The 19,764-nt window shown below is 60.9% G+C and carries 29 protein-coding genes, 1 other RNA gene and 1 pseudogene; 16 read left to right on the forward strand and 15 right to left on the reverse strand.

Annotated features, from left to right (window positions below):
- Positions 1–86 precede the first annotated feature (86 nt).
- Positions 87–728 carry a TetR/AcrR family transcriptional regulator gene (locus tag NKH22_RS23975; RefSeq protein WP_023684159.1) on the reverse strand — a complete coding sequence of 214 codons (642 nt, stop codon included), beginning with the start codon at positions 726–728 and terminating at the stop codon, positions 87–89.
- A 118-nt stretch (positions 729–846) separates the two neighbouring features.
- On the opposite strand from NKH22_RS23975, the pseudogene NKH22_RS23980 reads away from it, so the two are divergent.
- Together NKH22_RS23980 and NKH22_RS23985 are read left to right on the forward strand one after the other, a co-directional pair.
- Positions 847–1,675, forward strand: a pseudogene (locus NKH22_RS23980) (NAD(P)H-binding protein).
- A 1-nt stretch (position 1,676) separates the two neighbouring features.
- Positions 1,677–2,153, forward strand: a complete 477-nt coding sequence (locus tag NKH22_RS23985; protein ID WP_352459888.1) for an anthrone oxygenase family protein — start codon at positions 1,677–1,679, stop codon at positions 2,151–2,153.
- Between the two features lie 33 nt (positions 2,154–2,186).
- On the opposite strand, the gene NKH22_RS23990 is transcribed toward NKH22_RS23985, so the two are convergent.
- The 4 genes from NKH22_RS23990 to NKH22_RS24005 form a co-directional block, all read right to left on the reverse strand.
- The gene (locus NKH22_RS23990) at positions 2,187–2,498 is read right to left on the reverse strand and encodes an Rdx family protein (RefSeq protein ID WP_023668742.1); all 312 of its coding nucleotides are present in this window, start codon (positions 2,496–2,498) and stop codon (positions 2,187–2,189) included.
- A complete protein-coding gene (locus NKH22_RS23995) occupies positions 2,495–3,283 on the reverse strand; it encodes an RDD family protein (protein WP_023700267.1) in 789 nt (262 codons plus the stop codon). Before NKH22_RS23995 ends, NKH22_RS23990 begins: the two co-directional genes overlap by 4 nt.
- A gap of 82 nt (positions 3,284–3,365) precedes the next feature.
- Positions 3,366–4,115, reverse strand: a complete 750-nt coding sequence (locus NKH22_RS24000; protein ID WP_023668740.1) for a YebC/PmpR family DNA-binding transcriptional regulator — start codon at positions 4,113–4,115, stop codon at positions 3,366–3,368.
- Positions 4,116–4,296: 181 nt separating this feature from the next.
- Positions 4,297–4,620 (reverse strand): ArsR/SmtB family transcription factor, encoded by a 324-nt coding sequence (locus NKH22_RS24005; RefSeq protein ID WP_352911261.1) that lies wholly within the window; start codon positions 4,618–4,620, stop codon positions 4,297–4,299.
- Positions 4,621–4,671: 51 nt separating this feature from the next.
- Here NKH22_RS24005 and NKH22_RS24010 point away from each other — a divergent pair, with 51 nt between their 5' ends.
- From NKH22_RS24010 to NKH22_RS24020, 3 genes are read left to right on the forward strand one after another with little or no spacing between them, the layout of a single operon-like run.
- Positions 4,672–5,154, forward strand: coding sequence for an SRPBCC domain-containing protein (locus tag NKH22_RS24010; RefSeq protein WP_023684154.1), 483 nt, complete (start codon positions 4,672–4,674; stop codon positions 5,152–5,154).
- A 20-nt stretch (positions 5,155–5,174) separates the two neighbouring features.
- Positions 5,175–5,537: a VOC family protein gene (locus NKH22_RS24015; protein WP_023728642.1), complete on the forward strand. Its 363-nt coding sequence runs from the start codon at positions 5,175–5,177 to the stop codon at positions 5,535–5,537.
- 27 nt (positions 5,538–5,564) lie between these two features.
- Entirely contained in the window at positions 5,565–6,047 is a 483-nt protein-coding gene (locus NKH22_RS24020) for an SRPBCC family protein (protein WP_352911264.1), read from the forward strand.
- 21 nt (positions 6,048–6,068) lie between these two features.
- On the opposite strand, the gene NKH22_RS24025 is transcribed toward NKH22_RS24020, so the two are convergent.
- The 5 genes from NKH22_RS24025 to ssrS form a co-directional block, all read right to left on the reverse strand.
- Positions 6,069–6,830 carry a TerC family protein gene (locus tag NKH22_RS24025; protein WP_352911266.1) on the reverse strand — a complete coding sequence of 254 codons (762 nt, stop codon included), beginning with the start codon at positions 6,828–6,830 and terminating at the stop codon, positions 6,069–6,071.
- A 70-nt stretch (positions 6,831–6,900) separates the two neighbouring features.
- Positions 6,901–7,725: a TIGR00282 family metallophosphoesterase gene (locus NKH22_RS24030; protein WP_352911269.1), complete on the reverse strand. Its 825-nt coding sequence runs from the start codon at positions 7,723–7,725 to the stop codon at positions 6,901–6,903.
- Between the two features lie 56 nt (positions 7,726–7,781).
- Positions 7,782–8,309 carry a DUF3592 domain-containing protein gene (locus NKH22_RS24035; RefSeq protein WP_352911271.1) on the reverse strand — a complete coding sequence of 176 codons (528 nt, stop codon included), beginning with the start codon at positions 8,307–8,309 and terminating at the stop codon, positions 7,782–7,784.
- Positions 8,310–8,392: 83 nt separating this feature from the next.
- Positions 8,393–8,977 carry a 5-formyltetrahydrofolate cyclo-ligase gene (locus NKH22_RS24040; RefSeq protein WP_352759214.1) on the reverse strand — a complete coding sequence of 195 codons (585 nt, stop codon included), beginning with the start codon at positions 8,975–8,977 and terminating at the stop codon, positions 8,393–8,395.
- Positions 8,978–9,069: 92 nt separating this feature from the next.
- Positions 9,070–9,225, reverse strand: a non-coding RNA gene (gene ssrS, locus NKH22_RS24045) — 6S RNA.
- Positions 9,226–9,374: 149 nt separating this feature from the next.
- Here ssrS and NKH22_RS24050 point away from each other — a divergent pair.
- The gene (locus NKH22_RS24050) at positions 9,375–9,575 is read left to right on the forward strand and encodes a hypothetical protein (RefSeq protein ID WP_156033771.1); all 201 of its coding nucleotides are present in this window, start codon (positions 9,375–9,377) and stop codon (positions 9,573–9,575) included.
- A gap of 8 nt (positions 9,576–9,583) precedes the next feature.
- Positions 9,584–9,817 carry a hypothetical protein gene (locus tag NKH22_RS24055; protein WP_023732997.1) on the forward strand — a complete coding sequence of 78 codons (234 nt, stop codon included), beginning with the start codon at positions 9,584–9,586 and terminating at the stop codon, positions 9,815–9,817.
- On the opposite strand, the gene NKH22_RS24060 is transcribed toward NKH22_RS24055, so the two are convergent.
- A complete protein-coding gene (locus NKH22_RS24060; RefSeq protein WP_023732996.1) occupies positions 9,807–10,649 on the reverse strand; it encodes a BRO family protein in 843 nt (280 codons plus the stop codon). The two genes, NKH22_RS24055 and NKH22_RS24060, sit on opposite strands and share 11 nt — an antisense overlap.
- Positions 10,650–10,713: 64 nt before the next feature.
- Here NKH22_RS24060 and NKH22_RS24065 point away from each other — a divergent pair, with 64 nt between their 5' ends.
- The 4 genes from NKH22_RS24065 (at position 10,714) to NKH22_RS24080 (ending at position 13,486) form a co-directional block, all read left to right on the forward strand.
- Positions 10,714–11,205, forward strand: coding sequence for a hypothetical protein (locus NKH22_RS24065; RefSeq protein WP_023700258.1), 492 nt, complete (start codon positions 10,714–10,716; stop codon positions 11,203–11,205).
- A gap of 51 nt (positions 11,206–11,256) precedes the next feature.
- Positions 11,257–12,144, forward strand: coding sequence for an IS1 family transposase (locus tag NKH22_RS24070; protein ID WP_352911276.1), 888 nt, complete (start codon positions 11,257–11,259; stop codon positions 12,142–12,144).
- Positions 12,145–12,149: 5 nt separating this feature from the next.
- On the forward strand, positions 12,150–12,512 hold the full coding sequence (locus NKH22_RS24075) for an Imm8 family immunity protein (RefSeq protein ID WP_023700256.1): 363 nt from the start codon (positions 12,150–12,152) through the stop codon (positions 12,510–12,512).
- 134 nt (positions 12,513–12,646) lie between these two features.
- Complete coding sequence (locus NKH22_RS24080) at positions 12,647–13,486, forward strand: AAA family ATPase (RefSeq protein ID WP_352911282.1); 840 nt, start codon at positions 12,647–12,649, stop codon at positions 13,484–13,486.
- Positions 13,487–13,529: 43 nt separating this feature from the next.
- On the opposite strand, the gene NKH22_RS24085 is transcribed toward NKH22_RS24080, so the two are convergent.
- A complete protein-coding gene (locus NKH22_RS24085; protein ID WP_352911284.1) occupies positions 13,530–15,068 on the reverse strand; it encodes an MFS transporter in 1,539 nt (512 codons plus the stop codon).
- A 140-nt stretch (positions 15,069–15,208) separates the two neighbouring features.
- Here NKH22_RS24085 and NKH22_RS24090 point away from each other — a divergent pair, with 140 nt between their 5' ends.
- The 5 genes from NKH22_RS24090 (at position 15,209) to msrB (ending at position 18,581) form a co-directional block, all read left to right on the forward strand.
- A complete protein-coding gene (locus NKH22_RS24090) occupies positions 15,209–16,072 on the forward strand; it encodes a LysR family transcriptional regulator (RefSeq protein ID WP_352911287.1) in 864 nt (287 codons plus the stop codon).
- 58 nt (positions 16,073–16,130) lie between these two features.
- Complete coding sequence (locus NKH22_RS24095) at positions 16,131–16,577, forward strand: GNAT family N-acetyltransferase (protein ID WP_027050574.1); 447 nt, start codon at positions 16,131–16,133, stop codon at positions 16,575–16,577.
- 35 nt (positions 16,578–16,612) lie between these two features.
- The gene (locus NKH22_RS24100; protein ID WP_050485875.1) at positions 16,613–16,873 is read left to right on the forward strand and encodes a type II toxin-antitoxin system HicB family antitoxin; all 261 of its coding nucleotides are present in this window, start codon (positions 16,613–16,615) and stop codon (positions 16,871–16,873) included.
- Positions 16,874–16,882: 9 nt separating this feature from the next.
- Positions 16,883–18,073 carry a vWA domain-containing protein gene (locus NKH22_RS24105; protein ID WP_023815246.1) on the forward strand — a complete coding sequence of 397 codons (1,191 nt, stop codon included), beginning with the start codon at positions 16,883–16,885 and terminating at the stop codon, positions 18,071–18,073.
- Positions 18,074–18,176: 103 nt separating this feature from the next.
- Positions 18,177–18,581: a peptide-methionine (R)-S-oxide reductase MsrB gene (gene msrB / locus NKH22_RS24110; RefSeq protein WP_013529102.1), complete on the forward strand. Its 405-nt coding sequence runs from the start codon at positions 18,177–18,179 to the stop codon at positions 18,579–18,581.
- 62 nt (positions 18,582–18,643) lie between these two features.
- Here the strand turns inward: msrB and NKH22_RS24115 are convergent, their stop codons facing one another.
- The 3 genes from NKH22_RS24115 to NKH22_RS24125 all read right to left on the reverse strand — a co-directional run bounded on the left by NKH22_RS24115 (position 18,644) and on the right by NKH22_RS24125 (position 19,757).
- Positions 18,644–18,955, reverse strand: a complete 312-nt coding sequence (locus tag NKH22_RS24115; protein WP_031196451.1) for a hypothetical protein — start codon at positions 18,953–18,955, stop codon at positions 18,644–18,646.
- A gap of 7 nt (positions 18,956–18,962) precedes the next feature.
- Positions 18,963–19,403, reverse strand: a complete 441-nt coding sequence (locus tag NKH22_RS24120; RefSeq protein ID WP_023694568.1) for a hypothetical protein — start codon at positions 19,401–19,403, stop codon at positions 18,963–18,965.
- A gap of 93 nt (positions 19,404–19,496) precedes the next feature.
- Positions 19,497–19,757 (reverse strand): DUF2312 domain-containing protein, encoded by a 261-nt coding sequence (locus NKH22_RS24125; RefSeq protein WP_023668722.1) that lies wholly within the window; start codon positions 19,755–19,757, stop codon positions 19,497–19,499.
- Between the last annotated feature and the right edge of the window lie 7 nt (positions 19,758–19,764).

The following is a 19,764-nucleotide window of genomic DNA, read 5'->3' on the forward strand; positions in this document are numbered from 1 at the left end:
TGTGGGGAGGTCGGCCCAAGGGTCGGGTGCGGTCCGACGCCTCCACCCTGCTGCTTCGAAGCGACCCTTCCCAGAGTGGGGCGAGCCTACCCGTCCACCAATTCCCGCAGCGCCATGCGCTTGTAGGCGGCGACCAGCCTGTCGCCCTCCTGCCGGTCGACCGAGATCGCCAGCCGCACGGCAGCCTCGCCCATCTGCCAGACCAGAAACGCTGTGGTCTCCAGCGCCACCGGATCGGCGCCGGGATGCAGCCGCTTCAGCACCATGGTCAGGAATTCGGCATTTGCCCGGCTGTCGGCGAGTTCGAGCTGGCGCAGCGCCTTGTCGGCCTGCGTGCCCGACCAGATGTCGCGCATCACCGGCTCGGCCAGGAACAGCTGATAGTAGATATCCACCAGCTCCGAAAACGCCTGCCGCAGGCCCTCGGCGTCGACGACATCCTTGAGCGCCGAGGAGATGCAGGCCTGGCTTTCGGCGGTGTAGCGCTCGGCCAGCGCCCAGACGATCGCCCGCTTGTCGGGAAAGAACTGGTAGAGCGAGCCGATCGACACCGCGGCCCGTTCCGCCACCTCGCCCATGCGCATGGCGTCGCTGCCTTGCTCGGCAATCAGCGCCGAGGCTGCGGCCAGCATGCGCTCGACCCGCTCGCGGCTGCGCTGCTGGGTGGGCGCCCGTCGCGGCGATGCGACCTGCTCCTGGGCAGATGCGGGCGTTGCTGTGTCTTCCATGACGGCCTCCGGTCTCGACAAAATCTGCCAACAGACGGCTTGACTCCCAAAATACGAGGGTTTATCACGTTTTGCAAATGTGAGGATTACTCATATTTGTAAACAGAGGAAAACCACAATGACCGACACCAAACCAGTCCTGATCCTCGGTGGCACTGGCAAGACCGGCCGTCGCCTCGCCGGGCGGCTGACCTCACAGGGCATTCCCGTGCGCATCGGCTCGCGTTCCGGCAGCCCTCGCTTCGACTGGGAGGTTCCGGCGACCTGGGAGCCTGCCATGCAGGGCGTGGGCGCCGTCTACATCAGTTACTATCCCGACATCGCCGTGCCGGGCGCCGCCGAGACCGTCGGCGCCTTCGCCAGGCTTGCGGTGGCAAATGGCGTCACCCGCATGGTGCTGCTCTCCGGCCGCGGCGAGACCGAAGCCCAGCGCGCCGAAGAGATGGTCAAAGCCTCGGGCGCTGACTGGACCACTCCTGCGTTGCGCTTGGTTTTCGCAGAATTTCAGTGAAGGTTTTCTCGTCGAGTCCTTGCGGCAAGGCGAAGTGGCTTTGCCTGTCGGCCCTGTTGGCGAGCCCTTCGTCGATGTCGACGACATCGCCGATGCTGCCTTCGTTGCGCTGACCGAACCGGGTCATGTCGGCCAGCTCTATGAGTTGACCGGGCCGCGGCTGCTAAGCTTCGCCGACGCGGTTGCCGAGATCGCCAAGGCGACCGGCCGCGACATCCGCTATATCAAGATCTCGCATGACGAATTCACCGCCGCGACGGCGGCATACGAACTGCCGCCCGAAATCGCCTGGCTGCTCAACGAGCTGTTCACCGAAGTGCTTGACGGCCGCAACGAGACGCTGACCGACGGCGTCCAGCGTGTGCTCGGCCGCGCGCCGAAAGACTTTTCCGCCTACGCAAATGAAACCGCTGCAACCGGCATCTGGAGCAACTGAGATGATCAAGCTTCTTCCCACCCTCACCATCATCGCCGCCATCGGCTCGGGCGTCGTCGGCGGCGTGTTCTTCGCCTTTTCCAACTTTATCATGGCGGCGCTTGCCCGGCTGCCGGTCCCCCAAGGCATCGCAGCGATGAATTCGATCAACATCACGGTGATCACGCCCACCTTCATGACGGCGCTGTTCGGCACCGGCCTGCTCTGTCTGGTGCTTATCGCCGCCGTTCTCATGGGGTGGCGCCAGTCCGGCTCATACTGGCTGCTTGCCGGCGCCGTGATCTATTTGATCGGCAACCCGATCGTGACCATGGTCTTCAATGTGCCGCTCAACGATGCGCTCGCCGCCGTCGACCCGGCCAGCGCCAATGGCGCAGCCGTGTGGGCGAACCATCTGAATCAATGGGTGATGTGGAACCACGTCCGCACCATCACCGCCATCGTGTCGATGGCCTGCTTCATGTTCGCATTGCTCTGAAAAATGACACTTCGCAAACGCAAGGACCTCGCCTCAAGCGGGGTCCTTTTGCGTGTGACCCTTGCGGTCGGAATGACCGAGATCGCGGCCCGGATCGATGACGTCGCGCACCAGCTGCTTGAGCTTGGCGGCATCGGGAAAGCCGCCGTCGCGCTTGCGGTCCCAGACCAGCACATCGTTGCAGGAAACGGTGAAGATGCCGCCTGTGCCCGGCACCAGCGTCACTTCACCAAGATCCGTGCCGAAGGTGGAGAGCAGTTCCTGCGCCATCCAGCCGGCCCGCAACAGCCACTGGCACTGCGTGCAATAGGTGATGACCACGCGGGGCCTCTCCGGCACACTCATGTCTGGGCCTCCTGTATGCGCACCGTGGTATTTGCGAATCGATCGTGTATCGGGTCGTCGCCCAGAGCTATGGATATCGCAATCCAGACCGGCCAGATCAGCACCAAAACGAGGGCAGCGGATGCAACCACTATTTCCAGGCTGGAGTAATCCTGCACGCCACCGGGAGCGGTGCCCCAAGCCTGAAAAGCATACCAGCTTCCCGTCAGGACGATCGGTAATGCGCCGAGAAACTTGATAAGTTGCCGCCGAACAGCCTTTCTCGCCGGCAGGCCGACCCTATGTCTGTCGTCCTCATCATGTACAGTGAGCTCCGTGAGCCGCTTGCCGATTGATTGGCCGGACTTCAACTCCATAATGAGGAGATAAGACGCCAGAGCGATCAGCTCGAGGAAACCCAGGTCCAATGCTGCAGGCCTGAAATTCCCTTGCGAATCCAAATCGATCGAGATGGAGGAGGTTTCTCCAGGCTTTGAGCCCGGCGCCGTACCCACGCTCCATATGGCGACCGGCAAACCGAGTACTGATGTTCTACACACCTGCCAATCATAACGGGCAAGTGTCGGGGCACCGTGAACCGTACCCTCCTGGCATAGTTTCCAGTTCAGCCAAAAGCTGCCTTTTACGCCACCGTTGGTCAGCAGAAATAGAGCCCCTACGAGCAAATAGAGGGCGATCAGGATTACAAGGTAGTCGATGAGTGCAGCGAGAAACCGTCGCCATATGCCGGGCCGGCGAGGCCAGGCCACCGCATCGGCAAAACTTGCCTCTTTATAGTCGGTCATCGGCCCCCCCCTGATAACTGACTAATCTATAGGCAGGCCGCCGTCATACAGCAATATTCGCATCCGACTGTATTGCACGGACCTACGCCGCGCTGAGCTTGGCCATGGTCTCGTCGTCGACCTCGAAATTGGCGTAGACGCTCTGCACGTCGTCGTCGTCCTCGAGCGTTGCCACCAGTTTCATCAGCGATTGCGCCCGCTCTTCGTCGACCGGGACATTGTTCTGCGGCTGCCAGATCGGCTTCACCGATTCGGCCTCGCCAAGCGAGGCTTCCAGCGCCTTAGACACTTCGCCCATACTCTCGAACGCACAGTAGATGGTGTGGCCTTCCTCGTCGGACTCGACGTCATCGGCGCCGGCCTCGATCGCCGCGTCCATCACCTTGTCGGCGCTGCCGGCGGAGGCCGGATAGTAAATCTCGCCGGCGCGGTTCCACATGAACGACACCGAGCCGGTTTCACCAAGCGCACCGCCGGCTTTGGTGAAGGCGGCGCGCACATTCGAGGCCGAGCGGTTGCGGTTGTCGGTCAGCGCCTCGACGATCAGCGCCACGCCGCCTGGCCCATAGCCTTCATAGCGCACCGCTTCGTAATTCTCGGCATCGCCCATCGATGCCTTGTTGATGGCGCGCTGGATGTTGTCCTTCGGCATCGACACCGCCTTGGCGTTCTGGATGGCCAGGCGCAAACGCGGGTTCATCGACGGATCCGGTGTTCCGCTCTTGGCGGCGACGGTGATTTCGCGCGCCAGCTTGGAAAACATTTTCGACCGCACCGCATCTTGGCGGCCCTTGCGGTGCATGATGTTCTTGAACTGTGAATGGCCAGCCATGGCACCCCTGTCGTCTTAGGCTAAGAGCATCCCGAAACGAGGTGATCTCACCTCGTCTTCCGCGATACTCGAACTCAAATTTTCAGAGCCGTCCAAGGTGCAACGCGATGGATGCACGGCGTTCTCTGTCGGAATGGCCGGCTTATAGATAAATCGGCTCAATTCGTCCAGCCGCGCCGGTTCACCCCTCCAGATCGGACTTCAGCCGGTCGATAATGCTGAGCGCATGGCCGGCATACTGGCTGATCCAGCGGTCGTGGATGTGCTTGATCGGCAGCGCGTTGAGATGGTTCCAGCGCTCGCGCCCTTCGCGCTTTGCCACCACCAGTTCAGCTTCTTCCAGCACCTTGAGATGCAGCATGACGGTGCAGCGATCGATGTCGGGAAACGCCTCGCACAACATGCTGGTCGTCTGCGGCGCATCCTTCAGCCGATCCAGCAATTCGCGACGGCGCGGATGCGCCAACGCCTTGAAAACGTGATCGTCCGCGGTTTGGCTTGACATGTTATGTTTCTATAACATATCGTCGAGCCAATCAAGAAAGGAGCTGTGGATATGTCTCTTGGATTCAGAGTTTCCGGGCGCATCGGCAAACCGGTCGCAGAAGTCTTCGACGCAGTCGTCAATCCGGAGAAGCTCAGCGGCTACTTCACCACCATCGGCGGCGCCAGCGCCCCGCTGGAAGCCGGCATCGGTGTCGTCTGGTGGGGAAAAGTGCCGGTCGAGGTCGATGAAGTGGTCAAGGACAGCCGCATCGTGTTGCGCTGGGATGCCACAGATGCCGACGACAGGCCGGCCTACAAGACACGCATCGAGATGAACTTCGAGCCGCTGGACGATGGCGGCACCCTTGTGACCATTGCTGAATCCGGCTGGCCGGAAGGCGTGGTCGGCCTGCAGAAATCCTACCTCAATTGCGAGGGCTGGTCGCAGATGCTGGCCTGCATGAAGGCCTATGTCGAATACGGCATCAACCTGCGCGACGGCTACTACCGCGGCGAGATGAGGGGCGAGCCGGCCAACGAGACAAACAGATGAACCGCGCAACGGAGCCCGCAATGACCGCGAAAATGACAGGTGGAATCAACATCGCCATGAAAGTCCCGTCGCATCAGTACGAGGCGACGATCGCCTTCTATCGCGACGTCGTCGGCTTGAATCCATTCACCGCCAAGGCGCCGGCCATCGGCTTCGAGCTCGGCCCCAACCGTCTGTGGATCGACGAGGCGCCGATGCTGAGCCAGGCCGAAGTCTGGCTTGAGCTTTTCACCGACGATTCTGCAGCCATTGCGGATCATCTCGCCAAGGCCGGCGTCGTCCGTTGCGACGCGGTCGAGCCCCTGGGCGAAGGCTTTCGCGGCTTCTGGATCGCCAACCCGGCCAGCATCGTTCACATGGTGCGCGAGCCTGACGCCTGGTGAGCGCAAACCGGACAAGAAGGAGCATCGATGGAAATTCACAAAACGCCGACTGCCGAAGCCGGCATGCTGATTAAGCGGCCGGTCGACGAGGTCTTCGAGGCGATCGTCAACCCGGCCATCACCACGAAATTCTGGTTTACCCACAGCAGCGGCCGGCTGGATAGCGGCAAAGAGGTTCGCTGGGAGTGGCGCATGTACGGCGCCTCGGCGATGGTCAATGTCAGCGAGATCGTCGAGAACAAGAAGATCGTCATGCAATGGAGCGATCCGCCGACCACTGTGGTCTGGACATTCACGGAGATGCCCGGCGCCGAAACGCCTGACGGTGCGACCTTTCTTGAGGTCAGCAATTTCGGCTTCGCCGGCACCGCCGACGAGCAGGTCAAGCAGGCGGTCGGCTCGACCGACGGCTTCGCACTGGTGTTGGCTGGTGCCAAAGCATGGCTGGAACAGGGCCTGTCGCTTGGCCTGATCGGCGACCGTTATCCGAAGGGCGTGCCGGGGCGCTAGGATCGCCCCGATCGCCCAGCCTCAATGCCCACCGCTGGGTTTCTTCCTTCGCCGCGCCAGCATGTTGAGGCCCTCGACCAGGGCGGAAAAGCCCATCGCGGCGTAGATGTAGCCCTTCGGCACATGATAGCCCATGCCGTCGGCGATCAGCGTCATGCCGATCATCAGCAGGAAGCCCAGCGCCAGCATGACGATGCTCGGGTTCTTGGCGATGAAGTTGGCCAGCGGCCCGGCCGCCAGCATCATCACGCTCACCGCCACGATCACGGCGATGTACATGATGGCAATCTCGTCGGTCATGCCGACGGCGGTGATGATCGAATCGATCGAAAAGACGAGATCGAGCAGCAGGATCTGGAAGATGGCGCCGGCAAGCGAGATCTGCAGCGTCTCGCCCATCATCGTATCCTTGTGGTCGTCGGGATCGACGGTGTGGTGGATTTCCTTGGTCGCCTTCCAGACCAAGAACAGGCCGCCGGCAATCAGGATCAGGTCGCGCCAGGAAAAGCCATGGCCGAACGCTGTGAACACCGGCGTCGTCAGCTGCACGATGATGGAGATGGTTGCGAGCAGCACCAGCCGCATGATCAGCGCCGCCGAGATGCCGAGACGCCGGGCGCGGGCGCGCTGCGCTTCCGGCAATTTGTTGGTCAGGATCGAGATGAAGATCAGATTATCGATGCCGAGCACGACCTCGAGCACGATCAGCGTCAGCAACGCGACCCACGCGGTTGGATCGGCAACAAATTGAAAATGCGGCGCCAGGAACTCAACGAGCTGCATGGAGGTCGTCCCCTCTACGATCTAGAGCAGTTTCGTCGCCAGTTAGGTACTATATTCCACCATATCAATGTCACGACCAGAAGGATGGCGCGGTTTCTTCAAGCCGAGGCCCGCGGCGAAACGGCGCGATCTTTTCGGCCAGGCCCGTCCGGTCGGAAATGTCGACGCCGACGCCGGACAATGTCGCCGGTCCGGTCGCCGCCTCGAAGCGGCCTTTCGGCACTTTCGACAGGAAGCGGTTGAGCGGCTCTTCCTTGTCCATGCCGAGCGAGGAATCATAGTCGCCGCACATGCCGGCATCGGACATGTAGCCGGTGCCGCCGTTGAGGATCTGGTGGTCGGCCGTCGGCTGGTGCGTATGGGTGCCGATGACGAGGCTGGCGCGGCCGTCGACGAAATGCGCGAAGCACATTTTCTCCGAGGTCGCTTCGGCATGGAAGTCGATGACCACGGCATCGGCCTGCTCGCCCAGCGGACAGGCGGCCAGCTCGCGCTCGCCGGCCTGGAACGGATCGTCGAGCTCGGGATGCATGAACACCCGGCCCATGATGTTGGCGACCAGCACGCGCGCGCCGTTTTTGGCGATATAGACGCCGGAACCGCGCCCCGGCGTGCCCTTGGGGAAGTTGGACGGGCGCAAGAAGCGCTCCTCGCGCGGCGCGAAGACCAGTGCGTCGCGCTGGTCCCAGACATGGTTGCCGGTGGTGACGACATCCGCACCGGCGGCGATGGTGTCGCGAAAAATGTCTTCGGTGATGCCGAAGCCGCCGGCGGCGTTCTCGCCATTGACGATGACGAAGTCGAGTTTGAAATCCGAGATCAGGCCGGGCAGTTGTTCCCACACCGCCGTACGTCCCGATTTGCCCACCATGTCGCCGAGGAAGAGAAGTCTCATGCCCACTTCTATCCAGAGGCACGGACGCTAGGCAAGCGCTACCCGGGCGATTGGCGCTAACGCCGGCCGAAAGTACCACGCTGCTGTTGAGACGGCTTTGCGCTCGCGCCCGCGACGCGAACTGCCGAAGGCATCATCGGTGACGCCGGCGGTGCGGCGCGTCCGCGCAGCCAGAAGAACCAGACGTAGAAAACAGTGAACCCACCAGTAGCGGCCAGGAGCAACAGCCCGCCGCGCCAGCCCTTCATCGCCGCGGTATCGAGGATCGATGGATTGGCAGGGTTGTAATACAACTTCACCGCGTCGCCTTTGGACGCCGTGTAGAGGCCGATGTCCTTTCCCTTGCCGGACCACGTCATCGGTGCATCGTTCGCGACATAGGTGACAGCGACGTTGATGCCTTTCGCGGTGAGGCCATTACCCTGGGCTTCGCTGTAGGAACTGACATCCGTCACTGTGGCAACCGTCTGATGCCAGGCGAACTGGTGGTGCAGGGCCGTTCCGGAAATGTGCAATGCCATCGCGAACAGCGTTACCGCGATGAGGACGAACGGCATCAGCAGGAAGCGTGCGAAGACAAACATGGATGGCCGCCATCGGATCGGACTGTGTTGCCGGAATACTATCCGGCACGTCTTGGAAACGCGTTAAGCGGGATCGCGGTCTTTTAAGCGATATCGAAGCGGCGCAAACCGCTCTCGGTCAGTATTTCCGGGATGATGACGTCGTGCGCCTCATCCGGCACCAGACCCACCTCCTGGCAATCGAAGGCGATGCCGATCAGTCGTGGCGGCTGGCCCTTGTCGATCAGCCTGGCGATGGCGCGGTCGTAATAGCCGGCGCCATACCCGATGCGATGACCGCGGCTGTCGAAGGCCGCGAGCGGCACCAGCATCACCGCGGGATCGAGAACCTCGGCCTCCGCATGCGGACCGACCGTGCCAAAACCCATCTCGACCATCGGCGCGCCGCGCACCAGTTCGCGAAAGACTATGGTGGTCTTGTCGAGGATGGCCGGCAGGCAAAGCCTGGCCCCCTTCTCGCGCAAGGCGAACATCAGCGGCCTGACGTCGACTTCCGATCGCATCGGCCAGAAAGCTGAAACGATCTGACCCGGCTCGATGGCGAGGTGGTCGCGCGCCGTCTCGGCCATCTCAAGCGCGATCTCCACCCGCCGCAGTGGATCGAGCGCATCGCGACGGCCGAGTGCCTCGAGGCGCAACTGCTTTTTCAGGTCTTTGGGAGATGTCATGCGCGGACGATAGAAAAGGTCGGATCTGGGTGACGTTTCATGAGCGACGTTTTCTACCACATCATCCGCCAAACTGGGCGGATACAGGTAAGTGACGATCCACACAACCGGTGGAGAGAGCGATCCCGGGAACCTACAAAGTAGGTGGGCGCCGTATGAGAAAACCCACGGGTCTTCCCAGGGACAGCTCCCTAAGGATCGTTAAGGCCCCGGGGAAAATGTTCTCCTGCCGGGAAGCGCAGACCGCCAAGCCCAATATAGGCGGCTGGTCGGTCAAGCGCTAGTGACATGAGGTAGTGTCTCAGTTTGAAATTTGAAATATGCGAAAGCGCCTATCCGGGTTTGCCCGCATAGGCGGAAACGCCTATATGCTTAGCGGAAAGCATGGAGTGGTTGTGTGGCGATCCGTTGCCTTGTTAAAATTGAAAACGAAGCGTCGATGTGGACCTTCGCGTCAACGCCTGTGATAGGCGACTGGGTGCACATGCCATCCGGCGATAGTCTGGCCATCTACGCGGTAACCGAGATAACACATGTGCCGCAGCCGGCGGACGTGGAGAAGGTGCCGCTGGTGTTTGTCACTCTGGAAAGCACATAGGAGTAGCAATGCCAACCGGACCTAAAGGCCAGAAGCGCCCCGCCGACGTGATCGGCAACGCCGTCCGCGTCATGCGCATTGCCACTGGCGATGAAGACGACACCGTGATCGACGACGGCAAAGACCCCGCTGCAAAGGCGCTGGGCGCCAAGGGCGGGAAGAAGCGCGCCGAGAACATGACGCCAGAGCGGCGCGCTGAAATTGCCAAGAAGGCAGCGGAAAAGCGGTGGGCTAAGACTTAATTTCGAGTTTGCGGGCCGCCTTCACTCTCTTTTCGACTACCCTGATCGGCTCGGCAACCGGAAGGTTTTCCGGCATCGTTGAGCCGTTTTCGCGCATCACCTTCCGCACGTCCTGCGCAATCTTCTTATTGCGGTCTATGACCCGGTATTCGCCTTTGATGCCTTCTTTTTTGATGACGTCAGCGGCCATGTTCATCTGAAATTCGTTTGCCGACAATTCCAGCGGCCCGGCGTAGTCGAAGGGGTTGTCTTCCCGCTTCAAACCTTTTCGCGCCATCACATCGCGTCTCGGCATATCATAGAGGCCCTGATACCGGGCATCGTGAAACAGAGCTTGCTTCGAATTGGGGACGCCAGCTTCCTTCGCCACTCCGCTGACAGTGCGGAACGCGGTCGTCACTTTGTCCCGCAGATTCAGCCGCTTCTCATCCTGGGTCAGTGCGTCTTCTGCTTCCATGCGATGGGTCTGGACAACGAAGTAAGCCTGAGCGGCGGCGATCTCGGCTTTGCTCGGGTCGCCGTTCATGGCGATGAGACGGCACGCGGCGCGACTGAGGAAGTAATCCAAGCCTTCTCGTTTTCCGCCCCCTCCGAGTTCCATCATTTTGCTTGCACGAGCAATATGATGTGACGGATCAATCGTGTTAGCCGTGAATGAGGAGGCGGCACGCTCAATCACTGGCTCGAACTTATCCCATACAGGGTAACCCAACACTGGATGGATATCCCGGGCCATCCAGTATTCCTGCCCGTTCGAGCCTTCCTGTCTGAGCTTTTCCAGTCGGTCGATGGTGGATCGGTAGGCAGGAAGTTCCTCAATCGCTGTTTCCATGTCGAATCCTCTTGCGCGTGATGCGTCCCATCACATACCATCGTCACATACAGGAGTCGATGGCATGACGGAACGGAAGAAGATTGAAGAGCGCCTTCGCAAAAAAGAGCAGGAGGTCGCGTCCCTCGAAGAGAAGACCAAGGTAGCTCGCGTCTATGTTCAGGCGTTGCGGGACATCCTCAAAATGTTGGCCACCGACGGCGACGACAACAATACCGATGCGGAAACCGTGCTGCGCACCGGAAGCGCTGTCGCAGATGCGCGGCATGTGATCCTAAAGAAGCGAGCCCCTGTCCATATCAACGAGATACTGGAAGCGCTTGGCCGGGAAGCCACGCGGGAGGCCAAGGCATCGCTGACAAGCTCGCTCGCCGCATATGTTCGGCGCGGAGAGATTTTTACACGTCCAGCCCCGAACACGTTTGGATTGGCCGAACTAGGCCACGAAACAATCGAGGAGGAAGCGGCCGAGCCACCGCCGAACTTTGGAAGGCCAACGCCGCCTCGGCCATCACGACCACCGGAACCGGAACCGGACGAAGACATTCCGTTTTAAAGTGAACTTTTGATGCTTGACACTAAGCATAAAAGTTCACATATGAGGGGCATGAACAAGCTGCCCCTCAAAACCCGCGTCCAAATCCTCACCATGCTTTGCGAGGGTTCTTCGATGCGCTCTACCTCCCCCGTTGCCGACGTGTCGATCAACACGGTTTCAAAGCTGCTGGTCGATGCCGGCAAGTTCTGCGCCTATCTGCATGACAGTGAAGTCCGAAACGTGGCTTCCAAGCGCGTCCAGTGCGATGAAATCTGGTCGTTCGTCGGCGCGAAGGCCAAGAACGTTTCGGCCATGAAAGCCCCGGTTGAAGGCGCTGGCGACGTGTGGACGTGGACCGCTCTCGACAGCGACAGCAAGCTTATCATTTCCTGGCTCGTGGGCGGTCGCGATGGCGAATATGCACTGGCATTCATGGATGACGTGAAGGACCGTCTTGCAAACCGCGTCCAGCTTACGACCGACGGTCACCGCGCCTATCTCAATGCGGTCGAGGAAGCATTTGGAGCGGACATCGACTATGCGATGCTGATCAAGCAGTACGGCGAACCGGAAGGCAAGAAGACCTCGCCAGAGCGCCGCTATAGCCCCGCCGTCTGCACCGGCGCAACCAAGACGCGGATTGAAGGCAACCCGGACCCGATGCATGTCAGCACGTCGCATATCGAGCGCGCTAATCTCACCATGCGCATGGCAAACCGCCGCTTCACACGCCTGACCAATGCGTTCTCAAAGAAGTTCGAAAACCATGTCCACATGGTCGCGATTTACACGGTCTGGTACAACTTCATAAAAATGCACAAGACGCTGAAAATGACGCCGGCAATGGCGGCTGGCGTGTCACAAACTCTCTGGTCCATGGAAGATCTTTGCGAGAAGATGGACGCTGTTGCTCCGAAGCCGGGGAAACGTGGTCCTTATAAGAAGCAGGAACAGTGAGTTTCATGAAAGCGGAGTATAAGGGTCATAGGATTGTGGAAGCCGATAAACTCGCGTTCGATCTCTCTACATGGCGTCCGTCCGATCCAACTGATTTTTCGGTCACCATTGATTTCTATGCGGGAGAAGAGGGCAAAGAAGGCTCGGATGCTTTCACTGCCACGGTGTGTTCGCCGACATGGTTTCTTCGGTCCCACAAAGAAGCGGTATTTTCTGGTGAAAGCGTGATTTTCATGCGGACGTTCGATCACCTTCAACTGGAAAAATTTCTCATCGCTCGATGTGCTTCGGCTGAGGGCAATAGCTGGCATGAGATAGCCTTTGAGCTTTCGCGGGTCGGGCTATGGGAATTCGAATACAAGCTCTGAATTTCAAACTGAGACACTACCTGACATGAGCCGATGTTTCCATTTCGATCTCACACGCTTTGGTCGCAGCCGGCTCGCCCTTGCACAGGTCAAGCAGCGTCCTTACGCTCGCGCTGACCAACCGAGGAGCAAGTATGCGTTTCGAAGGCACGGCGGCCTATGTCGCCGACAAGGATCTAATGGTGGCGGTGAACGCCGCGATCGCGCTGGAGCGGCCGTTGCTGGTCAAGGGCGAGCCGGGCACCGGCAAGACCGAGCTTGCCCGCCAGGTGGCATCGGCGCTCGGCCTCGACCTGATCGAATGGCACGTCAAGTCGACCACCCGTGCGCAGCAGGGACTGTATGCATATGATGCTGTCTCGCGGCTGCGCGACAGCCAGCTTGGGGATGCCAGATTCAACGACATCAAAAACTACATCAAGCGCGGCAAGCTCTGGGACGCCTTCGCGGCCGGCAAGAAGGTCGTGCTGTTGATCGACGAGATCGACAAGGCCGATATCGAATTCCCCAACGACCTGCTGCAGGAACTCGATCGAATGGAGTTCTTCGTCTACGAAACCGGCGAAACGATCCGCGCCGCTGTGCGCCCCATCGTCATCATCACTTCCAACAACGAGAAGGAACTGCCCGACGCCTTCCTGCGCCGGTGCTTCTTCCACTACATCCGCTTTCCCGATGTCGACACGCTGCACAAAATCGTCGACGTGCACTATCCCGGCATAAAGCAGAATTTGGTGCGTGCTGCCCTGACCCAGTTCTACGAAATCCGCGACGTGCAGGGGTTGAAGAAGAAGCCGTCGACCTCCGAGGCGCTCGACTGGATCCGCCTGCTGGTCGCCGACGACATCGCACCCGAGGATCTGCGCGCCGACCCCAGGAACGCGCTGCCGAAACTGCACGGCGCGCTGCTGAAGAACGAGCAGGACGTGCATCTGTTTGAGCGCCTTGCTTTCATGGCCAGGCGGAAGGGATAAGGATCGGCGGGCGGGCTGAGCGCTATGAGCGAGCTTCGGCCGATCACTCGGCCGCCGCAAGCCCTGTCTCCTGCGGCGCGACGCGCTTCGGCCCGAAGATGACGAAGCCGATGACCGACAGGGCGAGAACGCCGATCCCGCAATAGAGCATGACCCAGCCGAAACCATTGACCAGCGCGGCATGCACGATGGCGCCGGATGGGTCGAGGGCTGCGAGCTTCGGCGTCCCCTGCGCAAGGCCCTCCAGATTGCCGGTGGCGACCCTTTCCGCCAGTGCCCGCAACTCATCCGGCTCCAAAGCCGCGCCGAGTGTGGCCCGCAGGTGGGAAACGATACCTTGCGTCAGCAGCAGGCCGAGCACCGCGATGTTGACAGCGAGCGTGATCAGGCGTGCGCTGATGTCGATGCCGGACGCCATGCCGGCACGATCCGGCGATACCGCGCCGGTCGTGGTATTGGTGGTCGGCGAATTGGTGAGACCGATGCCGATGCCGGCAATCAGCGTGCCGGGCAGCATGGTCAGCCAAGTGGCGCCCTCGAGCCTGGAGCCGATCCACATGGCGATGAAACCGATCCCTAGCGTCAGCAGACCGAGCGGGATGGCAATTCGTGCCTGATAGCGCGCGCGAATGCGCTCGGCGATCGGCGGCATCACCATGAAGGGCAGCGTGTAGACGAGCAACAGCAGGCCGGTCGTCGTGCTGTCGTAGCCGAGAACGCCGGAATAATAGATCGGCAGATAGATGATGAACGGCCAGTAGCTGAAATTCATGCCGATGGCGCCCATGATCGCGCCGGAAAACTGGCGGATGCGGAACACGGAGAAATCGAACATCGGATAGGGATTGACCCTCTCGGCGACAAGGAAAGCGATGAACGCAGCCACGGAGGCTGATATCACGCCGATGCGGGCGCTGGTCCCGAGATCCGCACCCTGCGTGATCAGATAGGAGAAGCCGAACACAGAAGCCGACAGCGTCAGCATGCCGGCCCAGTCAAGCTTCTGGGCGTTGTGATCGCGCGATTGCGTGACACCGGCGCCGATAAAGGCGAGCGCCAGGATCGCCAGCGGCACGTGGATGAGGAACACCCATTGCCAGTTCGACAGCGCCACGATCAAGCCACCGATGGCGGGCCCGAAACCGAGCCCGATGCCTGAGACGACGCTCCAGGCAACAAAAGCCTTGCCGCGTTCGCGGCCGTCCTGGAACTGGTGAGACAGCACGGCGACGCTGCAGGTCAGCATCGCGCCGCCGGCGAGGCCTTGCAGGAAGCGGGCGGCTATCAGCAGTGCAGCACTCGGAGCCAGGCCGCACAGCAGCGAGGCGAGGCCGAAGGCGACGGTGGTGATCACCATCACGCTCTTGCGGCCGAAACGGTCGGCCAATGTCCCTGTCGCCATCAGCACTGTCGTGCAGGCGATGGTGTAGGCATTCATGATCCACTGCAAATCCCTGAAATTGGCGGCGAGCACGCTTTCCAGTTTCGGCAGGATCACCGGCACGCTGGAGATTTCGAGCCCGAATAAGAGCGACGCCAGGCACACGCCGGTGAGCGCGATGGTGTTTCGTTGAATCGGCATATCGATCTCTTTCCATCCGAGCATGAGGCGCTCTTCAAACCGCGATTAGTTGAGATAGAGGAGACTTGATCATGAAAAAAGGCTATGCTCGGCTATATCAGAAATGACAAAACGGAATGATTAGCCAATGGAGTGCTGCGATGACCAGTCTTGATGTGGACGCCGTACGAACCTTTGTGATGGTGGCCGATCTGCAGAGCTTCACCCAGGCGGCCACGGCGCTGGGCAGCACCCAAGCGACAATCAGCGTCAAGCTGCGCCGTCTTGAGGAAAAGGTCGGCGCGCGATTGATCGAAAGAACGCCGCGCCGCGTCAGCCTGTCGGCACGAGGCGCCGTCTTCCTCCCCGCCGCGCGCGACTTCCTTGCCGCGCACGAGCGCGCCATGGCGGAGTTTGCGTCAGCACCGTGCCGGCTTGCGCTCGGCTTTGTCGATCATGCCGCCGGTCCGGCGCTGTCCATTCTGATTGCCCAGCTCCATGCGCACGATCCATCGCTGACGCTCAGTTTGAGGATCGATACCAGCACGGTGCTCAAGGAAGCTTTCGATCACGGCGAGCTCGATGCAGTCATCGTGCACCGCGAAGGCGACAGCCGTCCTGGCCGGACCTTGTCGCGCAACCACTATGGCTGGTTCGCAGCACCTTCCTTCGAGTGGCAGCGCGGAACGCCGTTGCGCCTCGCGCTCTTAAGCACCGTGTGCAACTGTCCGGATCGTGTGCGGGCGGTCGAGGCGCTGGACAAAGCAGGCATCGCCTGGGAGGAGGCCTTTGTCGGCGGCGGCGGCGCGGCCGTCAACATTGCGATATCGGCGGGCTTTGCCGTTTCGGCGCTGGCTCACTGCGTCGCTCCGCCCGGCCTGATCGAGGTTGGCCGCAAACTTGGTCTTCCATCGCTTGACCCTTCCGAAGTGGTGCTGCATTCGCACAATCTGGCGCCGCGCGCGCGTGACGCGCTGCAGATGCTGGCGACCGCATTTCGCGAGTACAATTCGCCGGTGGATTAGGCGATGGTGTTTCCGATCTGATTCCGCCGGAATCCGATAAGGCTTTGGAGGAACCGAAATGACCGAGATCACCGTCCGCCCGCTGGCGCTGGCCGACCATGCCGACTGGCGGCGGCTGTGGACTGCCTACCTCACCTTCTACGAGACCAAGCTGCCGGACGAGGTCTACGACATCACCTGGAAACGACTGTTCACGGAAGGTGAATTCGAACCGAAGGGGTTTATCGCCACGCTCGACGGCAAGGCGGTCGGCCTGACCCATTATCTCTATCACCGCTCCGGCTGGTCGAAGAAAAACAACTGCTACCTGCAGGACCTGTTCGCCGACCCTGATGTGCGCGGCAAGGGCATCGGTGCGGCCCTCATTGAAGCGGTCAAGCAGGAAGCCGGCAAGATCGGCGTCAAGAACGTCTATTGGATGACCCACGAAACCAACGCCACAGCGCGCAAGCTCTACGACCATGTCGCGCGGCGGACAGGGTTTATCGAGTATGATCTGCTATGATGCGAGCGCGATCGAAATAACGCGGAAGGAGCCGAATGATCCGCTATGTCGGAATCCTGGATGGCAGTGACGGCGTTTGGGGAGTGCGGATGCCCGATCTCGCCGGCTGCCACGGGGCCGGCGCAAACCCGGCTGAAGCGATAGCCGATGCCGCGTCGGCTATGCGCGAATGGGCGGAAGCCCGCATCGCAAAGCACTTGCCCATGCCCAACCCACGTACTGTGGCAAATCTTCTGCAATCCGGCGAAATCGACAGTGCCCGTGGCGACTCCGCCGTGACCGTTCGGCATAGATAACGGCAAACCATGTTCCTCCCCTTCTTTCTCGAACTAAAGGCCGCGCGCGTTCCCGTTTCGCTCAGGGAATATCTGTCGCTGCTGGAAGGGCTGGAGGCCGGGCTGGTCGACTATGACGTCGAGGGTTTTTACTACCTCGCCCGCGCCGCGCTTGTGAAGGACGAACGCCATATCGACCGCTTCGACCAGGTGTTTGCGCATGTCTTCAAGGGGATCGAGGCGCTCACCGGCCCCGATGCCGTCGGTGTCGCCAACATCCCTGAGGAATGGCTGCGCCGGCTCGCCGAAAAGCACCTGACCGAGGAAGAGAAGAAACTGATCGAGGCGCTCGGCGGTTTCGACAAGCTGATGGAGACACTGAAGCAGCGGCTGGAGGAGCAGAAAGGCCGCCACCAGGGCGGCTCGAAATGGATCGGCACCGGCGGCACTTCGCCTTTCGGCGCCTATGGCTACAATCCCGAAGGCGTGCGCATCGGCCAGCATGAAAGCCGCAATCGCCGTGCGGTGAAAGTCTGGGACAAGCGCGAGTTCAAAAATTTCGACGACGCCGTCGAGCTCGGCACCCGCAACATCAAGGTGGCGCTGAAGCGCCTGCGCCGCTGGGTGCGCGAGGGTGCGGAGGAAGAGTTCGACCTGCCCGGCACCATCCATGCCACCGCCGAGCACGGCTATCTCGATGTGCAGACGCGCCCCGAACGGCGCAACGCCGTGAAGCTCTTGATGTTCTTCGATGTCGGCGGCTCGATGGACGACCACATCAAAAGCGTCGAGGAGCTGTTTTCGGCCGCCCGCGCCGAATTCCGCCAGCTCGAATATTTTTACTTCCACAACTGCCTTTACGAGGGCGTCTGGAAGGACAACCGGCGCAGGCATGCCGAGACCATCCCGACCTTCGATCTGCTTCACAAATACGGCCCCGACTACAAGGTGATCGTCGTCGGCGATGCCTCGATGAGCCCTTACGAGATCGCGCATCCCGGCGGTTCGGTCGAGCATTGGAACCCGGAAGCCGGCAGTGTCTGGCTTGGCCGCCTCATCCAGCAATGGCCGAATGCGGTCTGGCTGAACCCCGAAAACCAGAAAAACTGGGGCTTCACCCATTCGATCGCGATGATCCGCGATCTCTTCGGCGGCCGCATGTTCCCGCTGACGCTGGCCGGGCTGGAAGCCGCGACCAAGCAGCTTTCACGCAAGCATTGAGGCTCGAGCACATCGCGACGCTGGCCGAACCTGTAACAAACGCCTATCTCTAAGCGAATATAGCTTGCAACCAACAACAAGCCGCCAAGGCTGAGGAGATCAAATGGACACCCACACCTACCCTGTCACCCGCACCGACGCCGAATGGCGCGCCCGCCTGACGCCGGAACAATATGCGGTCATGCGCGGCCATGGCACCGAACGGCCCGGAAGCTGCGCGCTGCTCTACGAAAAGCGCGCCGGCACCTTTTCCTGTGTCGGCTGCGACCAGCCGCTGTTCGAATCCAAGCTCAAGTTCGAGAGCGGCACCGGCTGGCCGAGCTTCAATGATCCGGTGCCCGGTTCGGTCGAAAACACCGTCGACCGCAGCTACGGCATGGTCCGCACCGAATGCCACTGCGCCCGCTGCGGCAGCCATCTCGGCCATGTCTTCGAGGACGGCCCGCCGCCGACCGGCCTGCGCTATTGCATCAACGGCGTGGCGCTGAAATTCGAGCCGGCGGCTTAAGCCGCGGCTTGACCACCATCTTCAAAGGGCGGCTTCGGCCGCCCTTTTTCGTGTCAATCTTCTCAGACAACCACCACCAGGATCAGCCAAAGCGTAGCCCCGAGCGTCATCAACGAAGCCTTGGCGCCACTGGATTTTTCCGTGGTTCGCCAGACGGCAAAGGTCAGAAAGATGTTGTAGGGCACGGGCGCGAAATGCACCGCCAGGACGACGGCGAGCGGCAGCTTCAAGCCGAGCAGAATGAGCGCGGCCACCGACGAGGTGATGTTGATCGCCGTGCCGACAAGGACTAGATCGCGCCAGAACAACCGCTCGACCGGAACCGCGCCTTGCCAGCGCGAGCCGAAGAAGGATCCGATGCTTTGCACCAACACCTGATAGCTATCCCTCTCTCAGCACGTCGGTGACGGCGCGCTCGAAGCGCGAGCATTCCGTCACCAGCCAGTCGGCCATGGCCGGCCAGTTGTCCTCGGCATAGCAGTTCACCCGCCACATCGAATTGATGCCGAGGGCCTCGCAGCTCTGCTCCGGCCTGAGCTTCAGCCTGTCTTCGATTGCCGGTTGGAACGGCTTCAGCCGCGACCAGACCCCGGTCGCGCCGAACTTCTCGTTACGGCCGAAAAAGACGCCAACTTGGCTTTGCGCCGGCGCGACATACATGGACAGGACCAGAGCGAAGTCGGGCAGCCCGCGCTGCCAGAACCAGGGTCCGCGCCGCGCCATGGAAGCGCGTTCCTCCGGATGCCGTTCGGCGAACAGCGCCCAGAAGCTGCGTTGGCGGAATTCAGAGGCGCGGCGGGCGCCGAAGTCGAATTCGCTCATGGTTCGATGCCCGTTCCAGCATCATTCCTTGGCCCGAGACTGTTTCGAAATTCGCTCTGGCGATATCAGCCGGAGTAGAATTTCCAGACAGCCTTACACCATGCCGAGCGCGGCCTTGTAGAGATCGAGGATGGTTTCCTCTTCCTGGCGCTCGGCCTGGTCCTTCTTGCGCAGCCGGATGATCGACCGCATCGCCTTGGTGTCGAAGCCGGTGCCCTTGGCCTCGGCGAACACTTCCTTGATGTCGTCGGCGATGGTCTTCTTTTCTTCCTCGAGCCGCTCGATGCGCTCGATGAAGGCGCGCAACTGGCCGGCGGCAACAGTCTGGCTGGTATCTGTGATGTCGTCGGCCATGTTTTTT

This window comes from Mesorhizobium sp. M1252, from assembly GCF_040318265.1.
Lineage (GTDB): Bacteria > Pseudomonadota > Alphaproteobacteria > Rhizobiales > Rhizobiaceae > Mesorhizobium.

Bases quoted from the DNA above. Each gene is read 5' to 3' on its own strand.
- NKH22_RS23995 (WP_023700267.1), bottom strand. From the start codon at position 3,283: ATGACCGACTATAAAGAGGCAAGTTTTGCCGATGCGGTGGCCTGGCCT.
- NKH22_RS23975 (WP_023684159.1), bottom strand. From the start codon at position 728: ATGGAAGACACAGCAACGCCCGCATCTGCCCAGGAGCAGGTCGCATCG.
- NKH22_RS23990 (WP_023668742.1), bottom strand. From the start codon at position 2,498: ATGAGTGTGCCGGAGAGGCCCCGCGTGGTCATCACCTATTGCACGCAG.
- NKH22_RS24095 (WP_027050574.1), top strand. From the start codon at position 16,131: ATGACCGAGATCACCGTCCGCCCGCTGGCGCTGGCCGACCATGCCGAC.
- NKH22_RS24005 (WP_352911261.1), bottom strand. From the start codon at position 4,620: ATGTCAAGCCAAACCGCGGACGATCACGTTTTCAAGGCGTTGGCGCAT.
- NKH22_RS24125 (WP_023668722.1), bottom strand. From the start codon at position 19,757: ATGGCCGACGACATCACAGATACCAGCCAGACTGTTGCCGCCGGCCAG.
- NKH22_RS24035 (WP_352911271.1), bottom strand. From the start codon at position 8,309: ATGTTTGTCTTCGCACGCTTCCTGCTGATGCCGTTCGTCCTCATCGCG.
- NKH22_RS24020 (WP_352911264.1), top strand. From the start codon at position 5,565: ATGGAAATTCACAAAACGCCGACTGCCGAAGCCGGCATGCTGATTAAG.
- NKH22_RS23985 (WP_352459888.1), top strand. From the start codon at position 1,677: ATGATCAAGCTTCTTCCCACCCTCACCATCATCGCCGCCATCGGCTCG.
- NKH22_RS24065 (WP_023700258.1), top strand. From the start codon at position 10,714: ATGACGGAACGGAAGAAGATTGAAGAGCGCCTTCGCAAAAAAGAGCAG.
- NKH22_RS24070 (WP_352911276.1), top strand. From the start codon at position 11,257: ATGAACAAGCTGCCCCTCAAAACCCGCGTCCAAATCCTCACCATGCTT.
- NKH22_RS24085 (WP_352911284.1), bottom strand. From the start codon at position 15,068: ATGCCGATTCAACGAAACACCATCGCGCTCACCGGCGTGTGCCTGGCG.
- NKH22_RS24010 (WP_023684154.1), top strand. From the start codon at position 4,672: ATGTCTCTTGGATTCAGAGTTTCCGGGCGCATCGGCAAACCGGTCGCA.
- NKH22_RS24105 (WP_023815246.1), top strand. From the start codon at position 16,883: ATGTTCCTCCCCTTCTTTCTCGAACTAAAGGCCGCGCGCGTTCCCGTT.
- NKH22_RS24040 (WP_352759214.1), bottom strand. From the start codon at position 8,977: ATGACATCTCCCAAAGACCTGAAAAAGCAGTTGCGCCTCGAGGCACTC.
- NKH22_RS24060 (WP_023732996.1), bottom strand. From the start codon at position 10,649: ATGGAAACAGCGATTGAGGAACTTCCTGCCTACCGATCCACCATCGAC.
- NKH22_RS24090 (WP_352911287.1), top strand. From the start codon at position 15,209: ATGACCAGTCTTGATGTGGACGCCGTACGAACCTTTGTGATGGTGGCC.
- NKH22_RS24025 (WP_352911266.1), bottom strand. From the start codon at position 6,830: ATGCAGCTCGTTGAGTTCCTGGCGCCGCATTTTCAATTTGTTGCCGAT.
- NKH22_RS24055 (WP_023732997.1), top strand. From the start codon at position 9,584: ATGCCAACCGGACCTAAAGGCCAGAAGCGCCCCGCCGACGTGATCGGC.
- msrB (WP_013529102.1), top strand. From the start codon at position 18,177: ATGGACACCCACACCTACCCTGTCACCCGCACCGACGCCGAATGGCGC.
- NKH22_RS24015 (WP_023728642.1), top strand. From the start codon at position 5,175: ATGACCGCGAAAATGACAGGTGGAATCAACATCGCCATGAAAGTCCCG.
- NKH22_RS24080 (WP_352911282.1), top strand. From the start codon at position 12,647: ATGCGTTTCGAAGGCACGGCGGCCTATGTCGCCGACAAGGATCTAATG.
- NKH22_RS24030 (WP_352911269.1), bottom strand. From the start codon at position 7,725: ATGAGACTTCTCTTCCTCGGCGACATGGTGGGCAAATCGGGACGTACG.
- NKH22_RS24075 (WP_023700256.1), top strand. From the start codon at position 12,150: ATGAAAGCGGAGTATAAGGGTCATAGGATTGTGGAAGCCGATAAACTC.
- NKH22_RS24000 (WP_023668740.1), bottom strand. From the start codon at position 4,115: ATGGCTGGCCATTCACAGTTCAAGAACATCATGCACCGCAAGGGCCGC.
- NKH22_RS24120 (WP_023694568.1), bottom strand. From the start codon at position 19,403: ATGAGCGAATTCGACTTCGGCGCCCGCCGCGCCTCTGAATTCCGCCAA.
- NKH22_RS24100 (WP_050485875.1), top strand. From the start codon at position 16,613: ATGATCCGCTATGTCGGAATCCTGGATGGCAGTGACGGCGTTTGGGGA.